Source organism: Fischerella muscicola PCC 7414 (assembly GCF_000317205.1).
Taxonomy (GTDB): Bacteria; Cyanobacteriota; Cyanobacteriia; order Cyanobacteriales; family Nostocaceae; genus Fischerella; species Fischerella muscicola.
This window is the reverse complement of the sequence record NZ_AJLK01000163.1, coordinates 1-14,223: the sequence shown is the minus strand read 5'-3', so window position 1 is coordinate 14,223 and position 14,223 is coordinate 1. Positions and strand designations below refer to the sequence as shown.

Here is a 14,223-nt window from a genome sequence, read left to right as displayed (position 1 = left end):
TTAAAGATGGGGAAAGGGTAAAGGGGAAAGGTGAAAGGAAAAAATACTCACAAATACCTTTACCTTATCTCCACTACCCGCAAGCAGATATACAATAAAAGATCGTGTTCAAAATAAATCGGAGATTCTCCTATGTCTCGTCGCTGTGATTTAACTGGCAAAAAGGCCAATAACGCCTTTGCAATTTCCCACTCCCACCGCCGCACTAAGCGTATTCAGAATGCCAACCTGCAAAGCAAGCGCGTTTGGTGGCCTGAAGGTAATCGTTGGGTGAGACTCAAATTGTCTACCAAAGCTATCAAAACCTTAGAAAAAAAAGGTTTAGCAGCTATGGCTAAAGAAGCAGGGATTAATCTCAATCATTACTAACAGTGAGTGTTATTTCCCAGTCTGCGGCTGGGAATTTCATAAGTGAGGTTATACCTCACTTCATTCAAAAAGTGAAAGTGTATAATATCAAAAAATCAGTATATTTTCGTACAACCTTCCTAAAACAGGGAGGTTTTTAAGTATTTAATATTATTTTTTATTAGCTGATAAGTTTTCAAGAAAAAGTGGGTAGTATAAGCTTACTTTGCTTACAACATCTTTTATGAAGTGACTGAAATTTGAAAAATATTCCTACAAACCGAATGTGAAGTTATGGCTTTATTATTCTTTGTAGGCTATAAAATAGTTGTTTCAATAGCCATTTGTTATGTGTAGAAAAGCTGCAAAAAGTTCTAATGACATTAATTTAATACATTCTTATTGCTACTACTAGAATTATCATCAGCCTAAGATTTCCAGAAGTAGTTGCATAAAAAAACTTGCTTTTGCTAACACTATTAAGAGCAAGGCAGAATCTGCAATTTTAGGAACTTTTCATAATCAAAAATTTAATTCTTGACAGGGGAGTGGGCTATGTCTCCAAATCGCGAGTTAGTCAAGGCAATAAAAAATTTATACCAAAAAATTTTTCAAGGTTCTTCATCTGTAATTAAAGAGCAAATTTTATGGTTACTGCGAGCTTATTTAATTAGTAGGAAACAATCAAACTGGTTAAATGCTGGCTTTGTTTTACCAACTGTAGCAATGGTATCGCTAGTAGTTGTTTTATTAACAACTGCGATTTTATTTCGGTCTTTTGAACGCTCGAAAAATGCCAGTAATGTCCGTGTGAATGAGGCTGTTCTTAATGCTGCAACACCAGCAATTGATCGTGCGAGAGCGAAATTAGATGCTCTATTAGAAGATCCAACATTGCCACGAGGAACTCCATCCGATAGCGCTTTATATGATGCTCTAAAAAAAGATAAATATAGGCTGGGTGATGAAACTCGTTTAAAGCTAGCTTATGATTTTATTAATGGTACTCCAAATATACAGCAAAACACTTCTATTTTAGAGAATGATGAAACACTCAAATCAGCTTGGAAATATGCTGTAGATACAGATAATAACGGCAAAAAAGATACTTTTACTCTCTATGGCATCTACTTCCGTTCACCAAGTAGAGACTCTACCACAGGGCAGTTTAATCGTAAACGAAACCCCTTGGAAGCTAGAACTCCACCAATGGATAGTGATTCAACAAGCCAGTGTATAAATGCTGCTGGTTTTTCTAGCTTAGTGGGCAATTCCAGTTGGTATAAGTTGCAAAGTGGTAATCTGGGTAAAAGCTTTTTTGTTTATACAGTTAATGTACCTATTACTAATCTAGGTAGCCTAAGTTCAACAGAGTACGAAACCTATAAAGGAAATAAAGGATTTGTTGCGTTAGAGTTTCAACAAGATCGCAGTCGCATACCCCTACCAAATAATGCTGTTTGGTTTGAGAATGATTTGGAAATTATTGTCGGTTCTACAAAATTATTACTCAATGGAAGAATTCACACTAATGGCAATTTACTTGTAGGTGAAACTAATTCTGGTGGTGAGATAAAGTTACGACAAGTTAGTAGTAAATACTCCTGTTTCTATAACCAAGAAAATGGACAAGTTAGTGTTGGTGGTAATGTAGGAACTGGAAACGTTAGTCATACCACTAATCAAGGATCTATAGTTGTTGACCTTTATAACGGTTTCGAGAATGACCCTAATGAAGGTCAATCCATTAGCAGCACTAACAGATCTACAAACAGTTCTGGTGGTTCACAAATCGGATTCAACGATGCGGCATACAATCAACGCATTGCTGCGATGAAGACTACTGCTCTTGGTTTATGCTCATCATGTCAAAGCGCAACCACTACAAGTACTTTCAAAACTAATGTTGCTGCTAGTGGTTATCCAGAGGATGTTAAAAAGAATGTTGCTGCCAAAGTAGATAGTGCTGATGACATTGCTACAGCTAAAAAAGTACTGGCAGATGAAATAGAAATTTATCTGCGAAATCGTACACGAAGAGTACCTTTTGCTGAAGTATCAGATCCTACAGGAGCCGGAGCAACAACTGGCTATACCGCTATTACTGCCAACTTAGAACCTCAGCAAACATGGAGAGAACCAGTCAACAGTAGTAACCAGTTCTATGGCGCAACAAGTATTACGCTGACTACATCTCAATTGCAGGCAACATACCCAACTTTACAAAAGCAACAAGGGATTCAAAGCTATTTGGGCGATCGCATACTTGTTGGTAATAATCTACCTGCTCTGTGGTTAAAAGATGGCAAGTTTGTTGGCTCAGATGCTAACCAGTTAATTACCAACAGTAGTGGTGGTGCTGTTAACTGGACTAACCCAACTACTCAGCAGAGATGGCGTAATACTCAAATTCAAGCTCTTGCAGACTTGGGTATATCAGATCGGAATGGCTTTTGGGAAGAAAAAGCAGCAGAGAATCCTGCAAATGATTTGGATAGTGTGGGTGGAGTACGAATAGTTACTGGTGCTGGGATCTATGTTGATGGTTCTGGTAATACCGTAAATACAACGACTGGCCCTTTTTATCCTCGCGATCTGAATTCTTTTTTACCAGCTCCATCTCCAGCTTCAAATGTTACTCCTGGTGCAAGTGATATATTTGTATGGCCTGACACTATGCCCATGTCAAGCCCAGATCCCAGCAAAGCCAATCTCAAAGGCGATCTACTAATGCGCGCCACAGCTGTGTATCACTACAAAGACAACTATGGCACTGCTCAGACTCCTATTGCTTGTGTAAGTACCTACTACGACCCTACTGATGCAACCACAAGTAAGAATAAAACTGGAATTGGTGGTTCCACCAATTTACCTTGGAATGCTGCTGCTGGTGGCAAGTCTAATAACGGCATTGTTTATGCCTACCCTACGGATGGGAGAAGCACTTTTTTTAACAATAACAAAGTTCGTCTAGAGCAACAGGCAAAGTTAAGGTTTCCCAATGGGCGTTGGGTTAATAAACCTTTACAAGATGCTCTGCAAAAGATGAAAGCTGCTAATAGTGGCACACTACCCAGTTCAGTCCCTACTACTGGCTTGCAACTGGCTGATTATTCTGCAATTGATACGGCACTGTGTGCTATTTCAATTCTGAATGATGAAACCGCTTTCGCCACTACTCTAACTAACAAGCCTGAACATGGTGCAATCAAAGAAGCATCTTTCCTAGATGGTAGAGAAGCAAAGCAGATTAGTGCATCAAGCTCATCAACTAACTACGACCTAGACCTTGAACAGCGTCAACCCTTAGAAATTCGAGTCACTGACATTGATTTGGGTTCACTTGCCGGCAAACCATTTACTTCTAGTGGCTCAACTGTTGAGTATTTATTACCTTATAGTGGCATTATTTATGCTACACGGGATGATGGACTACGCGACTCTAGTGATACAACTGCTGAATCAGAGCTACTTAGTCCAACTGATTTTAAGCTTGACCCGACTCGTCGTCCTAATGGCATTCGTTTGTGGAATGGTGAAAGTTTGGCAAGAGGCCTTAGCACTAACAATAATGCTTTCAACGCCAGAGAAAAGGGTCTCATTCTAGTTTCTAATTTGCCAGCATATATCAAAGGTAAGTTCAATTTGCACCAAACAAGCATAGGTGCTTCTACTGAGATTGAAGAATTTACTGAATTGGTAGCAGATGCGAGTTCAGGTAATAACACAGTTTCTACTTCTAACTTTTATTCTCGTGGTAGTGGTAGTGCAACCTCCCAACCTGATACCAGATTTGCTTGTCGTATAAACAGAACTGGCTGTTCTAGCACTAATGGTAATGGTGACTATTGGCGACCAGCGACAATCATTGCCGATGCTATGACCTTGCTGTCCGGCACTTTTGCAGATGGTGTTCGTAGTGAAGGTGATTATGACCTGAACAATAACACTGGCATTGCAGTTGATACTACTGATGCCAGAAGAACAACTCGTCTAAAAAATGGTTTTTGGGAAAATTATTTCGCCACTAATGCAAATTGGTGGCAGCCAAATGGAGATACTACGAATTTTCCTAATCCAAATTTCCCTAGAACCACTTTAGGTAGTTACTCCCTCAACGGTATTACACCAATCCAGCGACGGGTTAATAGCATACCTACTTATGTTATGGAAATTTGTCGTAAGGAGTTGGTTTCAGAATGCCAAGCAGGTGATTGGGTGGTCGGCTTTGATATTAATGGGGACAATGACTTAGATGATCCAGTTTCCTTTGATGTTAATGGGGATGGAACAGTAGATAGCAACGATCTAGAGAAAAATATTAAGACATATCAGCTGGGGAGAGCCATAGTTGCTGCGAGAGGTTCTAATCCAGCTGGTGCTGACAACATACTCACTCATAGTGAATTGAATTGGACGTCTGTTTTCACGAGTTCTGGTAATAGTAAGAGCATTAGAGACAGACTTGGGGCAGGTGATACAGGTGGTGATAAACCAGCTTTGGTAGCAGCAGATCGGCGTTATCCTCGTCGGGTTGCCTTTGCACGTAACGGCAACAACTTGGTTGAAACCAGTTCTGGTATCTACAAACCTATGGGAATAGGTTGTCCTGTGGATGTTACTGGTAATACTCCTGCCAATAATGGATGTACCTACGCCAGTAGTCCAGCACAGTACACCAATTACGGTAGACAGATAAGCAACAGTAGTTCCCTCTGGTTTAGATCGACAGATAGCTCAACTAATCCCGGAGATATAACGCAAGTGTCATACGCAAATAACAAATCTCTTTTCTATTACCCTCCTATTGATACTGATGGTGATGGTAATCCCGATTTGGATGGACAGCCACGCTTAGTACCTGTTTTGCAGATTCATGACGCAAAGAATAGCTCTGCTATTAGGCAAGATGGAACAACACAAGAAACACAAACAGAGTTTAAGGATAGATGGCTATTACAGGCTAATGCCAACACTACATTCAATGCAACGTTTGTAGTAGGAAATAGTCCTAGCAGGCCTGATGAAGAACCAGCAGGTTTGCAAAATCTGGTGCGGTTCTTAGAAAACTGGGACGGTTACACAGCCAAAATTAGTGGTAGCTTTATTCAATTACAACGGAGTACCTACGCTACAGCACCGTTCACACCAATTTTTAAAGCTAGAAATGCAAATAACGGTGCTAGTGTTACTACTCTGGGTGATCTTAGCCTTTTTGATTACCAATTAGACACTTACCCAGCCCAAAATAATGGTGGTACATCACCTTTCTATGAACCGCCAACTCGTAAATGGGGGTTTGATGTCGGAATATTATCAGAGCAACCAGACTTATTTGCCCAAAGATTTACCTCGCCTCCGATAGGTCGTCCGAATGAGTTCTTTAGGGAAGTCGGTCGCGATGATCCTTGGGTAAAAACATTACTCTGTGCTGGTGAGCCTGGTTCGGGTACTACTTACGTAAATGCTGTTCCTAATGAATATCGCCCCAGTGGCTGTCCATCCATACCAAATGATTAAAAAATTGCTTTAAATATTGGTAATTGTCATGATATTTGGCAAAAAAGCTAGTATACGAAGATTACAGGCTGATGACTCGTACCCTAATCAAGAGGGTTTCACAATTGTTGAATCTTTAGTGGCAATAATTGTGGTTGGTATCTTGCTAGCAGCGATCGCTCCCGTGCTTTCTCTATCTGTGGCAACTCGCGTACAATCGCGAAGGGTGGAATTGGCAACCCAAGCTGCTAGATCATACATTGATGGGGTGAGGACTCAGCGAATTTCAGCTCCAGCAGGATCAGCCACTACTACCACCCTATCAGCATTTGATGCCCCCACAACTGGGTCTAGCTTTAACTGTACGGCAAACTCTTACTGCACAACTACATCGACCTCAACCACACCACCAACCAATTTGTATTGCGTAGATTTTGATAGTACTGGTAGCTGCGAAAGTACAAGTATTACAGATATGGTTGTGCAGGCTTTTCGCCCTAATAATAACAATGCCACCACAGGATACGCTTTAGGAGTGAGAGTGTATAGAGCCGACGCTTTTAAAGGAAACACAACTCTACTAAAGAATACTTCCACAACCAAGACTGCACAAAATCCTTTCACAGGAGGAGCTGGTCAACGTACAGCACCTTTAGTGGAAATGACAGCAGATATCAGTGATATTGTCCCTAAATACAGTGACCTTTGCGCCCGTTTTCCTGGTGGTTGCAATTGAATGTTGATTGTTAAGTATCTATTAACAAAAGTAAAACAGCAGCATGATGAGATTATTAAAATTTATTTTGAGTCTTCAATTAAAAAGCTCTGGAATAAACAATCAAACAAACGGCTTTACGCTCATAGAACTGCTGGTAGCTATGGTGCTAGCTGTGTTAGTCATAACACCTTTAATGGCATTTATGATTAACATAATGGATAGCGATCGCAAAGAACAAGCAAAGACGAATTCTGAGCAAGAAATTCAAGCTGCACTTGATTATATAGCACGGGACTTGCAACAGGCAGTCTACATTTATGATGCTGATGGGGTGACTAGAGACCAAAGTAATACAAATAAGACCCTTTGGGGTATCAGAGATCAAATACCACCTGTCAAGTCTGCACCTAATTGTAGTTCTACCAGCGCTAGCAATCCGAGTGTTTGCACACCAATACTTGTCTTTTGGAAGCGGGAGTTTATAGCTAATAGTGTTGGGATTACCTCTGAGACTCAAACTAGTGAGGCTCAAACAGATGATGGCTATGCTTATTCATTAGTGGCATATTACTTAATCACTAATCCAAATAATTCCAACTCTACTTGGTCGAAAGAAGCACGAATTGGAAGATTTCAAATTCGGGGTAAAGTAAACGCCCTCTATGCTAATGACAAGGGAAATGACCCTGACACTGGGTTTAATCCACCGCCACTTTCAGACAATGTTAGCGGTGCTACCCTCAAGGAAAGAATGAACCAATGGCAGACTTCATTAGGTGCATCTGAAAATTACGGGAGTGATACTCCTGTAGTTACTTTAGTTGATTTCATTAGCACTACTGGCCCTAGTATTACCACCAATACTGCTGGTGTTTGTCCTGGTACAAACGCTAGCCCAAAACTTGTAGGAAGTCTAAGCGGTGGATTTTTTGCTTGTGTTGATGCCGAGCAAGTATTAGCACAAGTTTACTTAAGAGGTAATGCACTTGCTCGTATACAAAACAATAATTTAGCCTACAACGATAGCCGAAAAAATTATTTTCCAACTGCGAGTATTCGGGCTCAAGGACGCGGATTTTTATTTACTAAATAATCTTTTTTACTCCTCTAGCTAATTATTCATACAGATAATATGCACAGTGCAGCTTTATTGATGATAAAAAAAGTGAATAACAAATATATCTTAGAAACATCAAAGCACCGAAGTTTAGTAAAGAGACTCCGCTACGCATCTAATCCCACCCATCAAGATGCTGGCTTTAGCCTCGTGGAATTAATTGCGGTGATTATGATGGTAGGAATATTAGCAGCGATCGCAGTTCCTAGCTGGCTTGCTTTTATTAACCGACAGCGTGTAAACAAGGCTAATGATGCTGTGTTAACCGCATTACAGGAAGCACAGCGAGAAGCGAAAAAGAAAAAACTTAGCTACAGTGTCAGCTTTAAAGTTGAGAACCAGATTCCTAAAATTGTTATTCATCCTGATTCTGAAACTGCTTCTTCTGTAGCTAATAACCGTTGGCAACCATTAGGTGGAGATTTAGGAATACAATCTCAGCAAATCATACTATTGACAAATTTAACTAGTAAAAATACTGTTGGTACTTCTGTTAACTCAAATCCCAACTATTTAAACACACCACAAACAATAACCTTTGACTATATGGGTACTCTAGCAAATGCAAACTTAGGAACACCACCAACAGGTTCGACAGAAACACCAGGTTTGAAAGTTGTTGTAGCTGCTAGTAATGTCAAGAGATGTGTCATTGTGAAAACTCTGTTAGGAACAATGCTTACTGAGAAAGATGGTAATTGTAATTAAATTTGAAATTATATGTGTACAAAATTTTATATTTAATTACATAAAAAGACTGAACATAAAACTGCTCATTAATAGCAAAATTGAAACATGAATGGCAAATTTTTTGCTACTAGTCAATGATTAGCCATATAGTATGCCCTGTTAAATTTACAATATCAGTGGTTTAAAGTAACAAAATTACCTCACTAAATATAAATTTACCGTTATGAATAAGAGTATAGACTTCACTGTAGCTATCCCAACTTACAACGGTGCTAGTCGTTTACCTGAACTCTTAGAACGACTTAGAAATCAACTTTATACTGAACATTTTTATTGGGAAATTATTGTTGTAGATAATAACAGCACTGATGATACAGCTAAACTTGTTCAAAACTATCAAAAAAATTGGCAATGTCCTTATCCTTTAAAGTACTGTTTTGAACCTCAACAGGGAGCAGCTTACGCACGTAAAAAAGCAGTTACAGAAGCAAAAGGTACGTTAATAGGGTTTTTAGATGATGACAATTATCCATTATCTAGCTGGGTAGCCGCAGCTTATAGTTTTGGTCAAAAATATCCTAAAGTAGGAGCTTATGGCAGTCAAATTCATCCTGACTGGGAAGTAAAACCACCTGAAAACTTTCAAAGAATAGCCCCATTTCTAGCAATTACAGAGCGAGGAAATTTACCGCTACTGTATGAACCAAAGAAAAAATTACTACCTCCTTCTGCTGGACTTGTTATCCGCCGACAAGCTTGGTTAGAGAGTGTACCAAATAAACCTATTTTAACTGGTAGAATTACTGACAATATGCTTACCAGTGAAGATTTAGAAATGTTGTTATATATCCAAAAAAAAGGATGGGAAATTTGGTATAACCCAGAGATGGAAATTTATCACAAAATAACAAGTAACCGATTACAAAAAGACTATTTAATACCATTTTTTCGAGGAATTGGACTTAGTCGTTATGTGACAAGAATGTTGAATGTCAAACCTTGGTATAAACCAATTGTTTTTTTTGCTTACATTATCAATGACTTGCGTAAAATTTTCTTACACCTACTTCTACATAGAAATAAATTACAAAGTGATTTAGTTGCCGCCTGTGAAATGCAATTACTTTTAAGCAGTTTGCTTAGCCCACTTTATCTATATAAAAATGGCTATTTAAAAGCAAAGAAATAAAAAACATAAATTTATATGAATGCATTATTAACTAATAAAGTAGATTTTACCGTAGCTATTCCTACACTTAATGGTGAGAAACGTTTACCCAATGTTTTAGAGCATCTCCTAAACCAGACAGGAGTAGAATGCCTCAACTGGGAAATTATTATTGTAGATAACAATAGTTCTGATCAAACAGCCGAGGTTATCAGTCATTATCAAAAAAATTACAAAGAAAAGCTTACCATAAAGTATTTTTTAGAAAAACAACAGGGAATAGCTTTTGCACGACAGAGGGCTGTAACTGAAGCTAAAGGAGATTTTATTGGTTTTTTAGATGATGATAATCTACCTGCAAATGATTGGGTTTTACAGTCTTATAGTTTTGGTCAAAAGAATCCTCGTGCAGGCGCTTGGAGTGGTCAAATTCACGGTGATTTTGAAGTAAATCCACCAGCAAATTTTAAAAGAATCCAGGCTTTTCTAGCTATTAGAGAACATGGAGAAGAAACATATTTATTTGATGCAACAACTTTAAGACTTCCTCCCGGTGCTGCACTTGTGGTTCGTAAACAAGCTTGGTGTGAGAGTGTCCCTAAACGGTTTATTTTTCAAGGAAGACTAGGGAAGTTAATGGTTAGCGGTGATGACACAGAAGTACTTTTGTACATACATAAAGCAGGCTGGCAAATTTGGTATAACCCTGCAATGCATGTTGTTCATCAAATACCATATTGGCGACTCGAAAGAGATTACTTATTAAATCTGGCTTTTGGTTGTGGATTATGTATTTTTCAGTTACGTTTAATAAATAGTAAAAATTGGCAAATTCCAATAGTCTTTATTAAAAGTATTTTAGGTAATTTGCGTAGAATATTACACCATATATTTATATATAGAGAAAAATTTAAAAGTGATCTAATAGCTATTTTTGAAATACAGTTTTACTTGGCTAGTATGATAAGTCCCTTTTATTATTTAAAATGCTCCTTTGACAAAATATACAAAAAATAAAGATATAAAATGAATCAACAAAGTTATGTTTACCCAGTAATTTCTGTTATCATACCAACTTACAATAGTGAAAAAACAATTAGGCATACGATAGAATCTGTTTTACAACAAAATTTTTCTGATTTTGAATTAATTATTATTAACGATGGTTCTACTGACTCAACATTAGAAGTTATTTCACATTTTCAAGACTCTAGAATTAAAGTATTTTCCTTTGATAATGCTGGTGGAAACGTTAGCCGTAATCGTGGGCTTAAGCAGGCGATTGGAGAATTTGTAAGTTTTTTGGATGCAGATGATCTTTGGACGCCTGATAAGCTGGAAAGTCAGTTGAATGCCTTGAAAGCAAATCCTCAAGTCGCAGTGGCTTATAGTTGGACTGATTATATAGATGAACAAGGAAAATTTTTACTTTCAGGTACACATATTACTGCTAATGGAAATGTTTATGAACAGCTATTAGTAAGTAATTTTTTGGAAAATGGCTCTAATCCATTAATTCGTAGAGAAGCATTAGTTGAATTAGGTGGATTTGATGAAAGTTTAACTGCTGCTCAGGATTGGGATATGTGGCTCAGATTAGCGCAAAACTTTAATTTTATAGCTGTGCCACGTGTACAAATCTTATACAGAATTAGTGCTAATTCCTTATCTACAAATCTTGCCAGACAAGAAAAAGCAAGTTTACAATTACTTGATAAAGCTTGCAGTACAAATACACAAGACCTAAATCATCTGAGAAAAAAGAGTCTGACAAATCTTTATAAATATCTTACGTGTAAAGCTCTGCAACAACCTTTCAATAGAAAAAAAGGTTTAGCAGCAGCTAGATTTTTATGGAAATATATCTTTAATGACTCTTCAAGATTTCATCATACTAATTTAAAATTAAAACTTTTATTTAAGATAGCTTTAATTATTATTTTCCCTTCTAGTGTATCCACAGCTTTATTAACACATATAAAGACAAAACTATAGAAATAAAAAATGTGTATTCCGGAAGATCTAAAAAATACTAGAAAATAAAAATATATAATACTAGTGTTTTTCTCTGTCTAAATTAATGCACAATAAATTTTTTAAAAATCATTCTAGTAGTGGCTTCACACTATTGGAAAATTTAATTATTGTTATTGTAATTGGTATATTGGGTGCGATCGCATTACCAAGCTGGCTAGCTTTTGTAGATATTCAACGCTTAAATGCAGCTCAAGCAGAAGTTTACGACGCTATGCGCCAAGCCCAACGGGAAGCGAAAAGAGAAAAATTGACTTGGCAAGTCAGCTTTCAAGAGCAAAATAGTATTGTTCAGTGGGCAATTCACCGTGCTAGTGTCAATGCAGCTAATGCAACATGGAATAACCTCAATGCCAATATCCGCTTAGATAATGAGACTACACTACAACAAGCAAATGGTGTTCGGCAAATTCAATTTGATTATGAAGGAAATGTTAATAAGCCGCCACTAGGACGAATAACATTATCTAGTAAATATGGCGGGAAAGCAAAACGTTGCGTTATCGTTTCGACAATTTTAGGAGCTATACGAATAGCCAAAGAACATACTCGAGCAGACGAAAATGGTAAGTATTGCTATTAAGATATTCTTGGTTGAATTCAAATATATATTGCGTGGTGAAATCACCAAAAATTGCCAAGCAGCACTTAATAATTTTTACTCGCTATCCAGAGCCAGGTTTGACAAAAACCCGACTGATACCTGCTTTGGGGGCTGGAGGTGCTGCAAATCTTCAGCGCCAGATGACTGAGTATACCCTATCTAAGGTTCGAGAATTGCAAAAAGCGATCGCTATCTCGGTTGAAGTGCGTTTTAGTGGCGGTGATTTGGAATTAATGCAAAATTGGCTTGGAACTGATTTGATTTACCAGTCTCAAGGTGAGGGAGATTTAGGTAAGCGGATGACGCGATCGCTTTTAGATGCTTTTGATGCAGGTGCGCGACAAGCAGTTATAATCGGCACTGATTGCCCCAGTGTCAATGCCCAAATTCTTACTCAAGCTTTCGCAGAACTCCAGCAGTGCGACATAGTGCTGGGGCCAGCAATAGATGGTGGTTATTATTTAATCGGTTTGCAGCGTCTTTTTTTAGAATTATTCGTTGATATAGACTGGGGAACTTGCCAAGTCTTGCAACAAACTGTGGCTATTTGCCATCAACTTAATTTATCAGTAGCTTATTTACCAAGTTTAGCTGATGTTGACCGTCCAGAGGATTTGTCTATTTGGGAACAAATTTTTGTTGGTTAGTTAGCAGTTAGTGGTTAGTAGTTGGTGGTTATTTGGTATTTGTTGCTTATTGCCAATGCCAACTCCCCCATCTCCCCATCACCCTATCTCCCTTGTCCTCCTTGTCTTCCCGATCCCCGTTGCCCCTTAGGGGAGTGGGGGCCGGTAAGTTCCCCGATCCCCAATTCCCTAGTTATCACCCAATTCTCTGTATTATTGATCACTATAATTTATCTGAGGACAGGCTCAATCGTAAGTGTTACCTTGGTGTATTGACAAAGACATGAAAAAATAACTACCAAGCTAAAAAATACTCCAGGTTTTCAATAGTTGCTCAAGTATAGGGGAACAATATTTAGGTAACTTGACATAAAATAGTCACTCATTCTTATCGATTCGAGATGAATTATGAATAATAATTTTGCTGCTGTCACTGCTGCTCGTACACTTAAGGTGGTTGGGATAATTTTAATTTTGTCTTTTTTGCTGGATTTTGTAATTCTGTTGTTTCCCTTCCAACCTACAAATCGCATATGGCAAATTGATTTGGCAACAGCGTTGGTTGACCGAGGGATTGTACCCTTAGTGGGATTAGCTATGCTGTTTGCTGGATACTGGGCTGATATTACGGAAGATGGCCGCCCGTCTGGTATAGACCTGAGATTCCCTGCATTGGTACTATCTAGTATCTTAGGCTTAATGTTCTTGCTGATTTTTCCCTTGCACCTCAATAATGTACGCCAAGCTAGTGTGCAACAGGTAGACCAAATCAACAAACAAGCAGATCAGGCAGAAAATCAACTGGACAATCAACTATCACAGGTACAAGCTCAGTTGAGCAATGACCAAGTCAAAACTGAGTTAGAAAAGCAGAAAGTCCAAGTTAAAGCTCAATTAACCGAAATACTCAAAGATGAGCAGAAGTACAAACAAGCACTTGAGAGTCCCAATGTTCCACCACCTGTGAAAGAGGTACTCAAAAAAGCTAAACAAAATCCTCAAGAACTTGACAAGTTTATAGCTCAGCAAAGCGATCCACAGCAGGTTGCAAATCAACGACGCAACCAAATTCGTCAAAGCAAGGAAGAAGCTGAAAAACAAGCTAAAGAAAGAGCTTGGAAATCTGGAATGCGAATTGGTATGAGCAGTCTATTGCTGTCTATTGGCTACATTATTATCGGCTGGACAGGTTTAAGAGGCATGGGTGCTGCCCAAGGTGGTTCAGTACGTAAAGCTACAGCACGCTAGTAACTTAGAGGGTGGGGAGGTGGGGAGATGGGGAGATGGGGAACTCACCGGACCCCACGACCGACAGGGAGGAGCCAGTGCGGTGGACGGGTTTCCCGGCATAAAGCACCTGGCGTTGGGGATTAGGGGCAATGGGGAGATGGGGAGATGGGGAAGGCGGGGGTCCCCTCT

12 protein-coding genes are annotated in these 14,223 nt (G+C 38.7%); all 12 read left to right on the top strand.

Annotated elements, in window-relative coordinates:
• The first annotated feature begins 132 nt into the window (after positions 1-132).
• Positions 133-369, top strand: a complete 237-nt coding sequence (gene rpmB / locus UYI_RS0125775; RefSeq protein ID WP_009459782.1) for a 50S ribosomal protein L28 — start codon at positions 133-135, stop codon at positions 367-369.
• A gap of 534 nt (positions 370-903) precedes the next feature.
• Positions 904-5,868, top strand: coding sequence for a hormogonium polysaccharide biosynthesis protein HpsA (gene hpsA, locus UYI_RS0125770; protein WP_016869571.1), 4,965 nt, complete (start codon positions 904-906; stop codon positions 5,866-5,868).
• Positions 5,869-5,896: 28 nt separating this feature from the next.
• Complete coding sequence (gene hpsB / locus UYI_RS0125765; protein ID WP_016869570.1) at positions 5,897-6,583, top strand: hormogonium polysaccharide secretion pseudopilin HpsB; 687 nt, start codon at positions 5,897-5,899, stop codon at positions 6,581-6,583.
• Between the two features lie 46 nt (positions 6,584-6,629).
• Complete coding sequence (hpsC, locus tag UYI_RS0125760) at positions 6,630-7,658, top strand: hormogonium polysaccharide secretion pseudopilin HpsC (protein ID WP_016869569.1); 1,029 nt, start codon at positions 6,630-6,632, stop codon at positions 7,656-7,658.
• Positions 7,659-7,697: 39 nt separating this feature from the next.
• Positions 7,698-8,390, top strand: coding sequence for a pilus assembly FimT family protein (locus UYI_RS0125755; protein ID WP_016869568.1), 693 nt, complete (start codon positions 7,698-7,700; stop codon positions 8,388-8,390).
• Positions 8,391-8,595: 205 nt separating this feature from the next.
• Positions 8,596-9,561 (top strand): hormogonium polysaccharide biosynthesis glycosyltransferase HpsE, encoded by a 966-nt coding sequence (gene hpsE / locus UYI_RS0125750; RefSeq protein WP_016869567.1) that lies wholly within the window; start codon positions 8,596-8,598, stop codon positions 9,559-9,561.
• Positions 9,562-9,576: 15 nt separating this feature from the next.
• Positions 9,577-10,557 carry a hormogonium polysaccharide biosynthesis glycosyltransferase HpsE gene (hpsE, locus tag UYI_RS0125745; RefSeq protein WP_016869566.1) on the top strand — a complete coding sequence of 327 codons (981 nt, stop codon included), beginning with the start codon at positions 9,577-9,579 and terminating at the stop codon, positions 10,555-10,557.
• Positions 10,558-10,566: 9 nt separating this feature from the next.
• Positions 10,567-11,535: a glycosyltransferase gene (locus tag UYI_RS0125740; RefSeq protein WP_016869565.1), complete on the top strand. Its 969-nt coding sequence runs from the start codon at positions 10,567-10,569 to the stop codon at positions 11,533-11,535.
• A gap of 85 nt (positions 11,536-11,620) precedes the next feature.
• Positions 11,621-12,157 carry a pilus assembly FimT family protein gene (locus UYI_RS0125735; RefSeq protein WP_016869564.1) on the top strand — a complete coding sequence of 179 codons (537 nt, stop codon included), beginning with the start codon at positions 11,621-11,623 and terminating at the stop codon, positions 12,155-12,157.
• Between the two features lie 32 nt (positions 12,158-12,189).
• A complete protein-coding gene (locus UYI_RS0125730; RefSeq protein WP_016869563.1) occupies positions 12,190-12,825 on the top strand; it encodes a TIGR04282 family arsenosugar biosynthesis glycosyltransferase in 636 nt (211 codons plus the stop codon).
• A 387-nt stretch (positions 12,826-13,212) separates the two neighbouring features.
• Positions 13,213-14,052: a hormogonium polysaccharide biosynthesis protein HpsJ gene (hpsJ-B, locus tag UYI_RS0125725; protein ID WP_016869562.1), complete on the top strand. Its 840-nt coding sequence runs from the start codon at positions 13,213-13,215 to the stop codon at positions 14,050-14,052.
• Positions 14,021-14,223: hypothetical protein (locus UYI_RS37215; RefSeq protein ID WP_157226395.1), on the top strand; the 203-nt coding region annotated here is incomplete at its 3' end. The genes hpsJ-B and UYI_RS37215, both read left to right, overlap by 32 nt.

Excerpts from the sequence above, each read along its gene's own strand:
- rpmB (WP_009459782.1), top strand. The coding sequence starts at position 133 with ATGTCTCGTCGCTGTGATTTAACTGGCAAAAAGGCCAATAACGCCTTT.
- hpsA (WP_016869571.1), top strand. The coding sequence starts at position 904 with ATGTCTCCAAATCGCGAGTTAGTCAAGGCAATAAAAAATTTATACCAA.
- hpsB (WP_016869570.1), top strand. The coding sequence starts at position 5,897 with ATGATATTTGGCAAAAAAGCTAGTATACGAAGATTACAGGCTGATGAC.
- hpsC (WP_016869569.1), top strand. The coding sequence starts at position 6,630 with ATGAGATTATTAAAATTTATTTTGAGTCTTCAATTAAAAAGCTCTGGA.
- UYI_RS0125755 (WP_016869568.1), top strand. The coding sequence starts at position 7,698 with ATGCACAGTGCAGCTTTATTGATGATAAAAAAAGTGAATAACAAATAT.
- hpsE (WP_016869567.1), top strand. The coding sequence starts at position 8,596 with ATGAATAAGAGTATAGACTTCACTGTAGCTATCCCAACTTACAACGGT.
- hpsE (WP_016869566.1), top strand. The coding sequence starts at position 9,577 with ATGAATGCATTATTAACTAATAAAGTAGATTTTACCGTAGCTATTCCT.
- UYI_RS0125740 (WP_016869565.1), top strand. The coding sequence starts at position 10,567 with ATGAATCAACAAAGTTATGTTTACCCAGTAATTTCTGTTATCATACCA.
- UYI_RS0125735 (WP_016869564.1), top strand. The coding sequence starts at position 11,621 with ATGCACAATAAATTTTTTAAAAATCATTCTAGTAGTGGCTTCACACTA.
- hpsJ-B (WP_016869562.1), top strand. The coding sequence starts at position 13,213 with ATGAATAATAATTTTGCTGCTGTCACTGCTGCTCGTACACTTAAGGTG.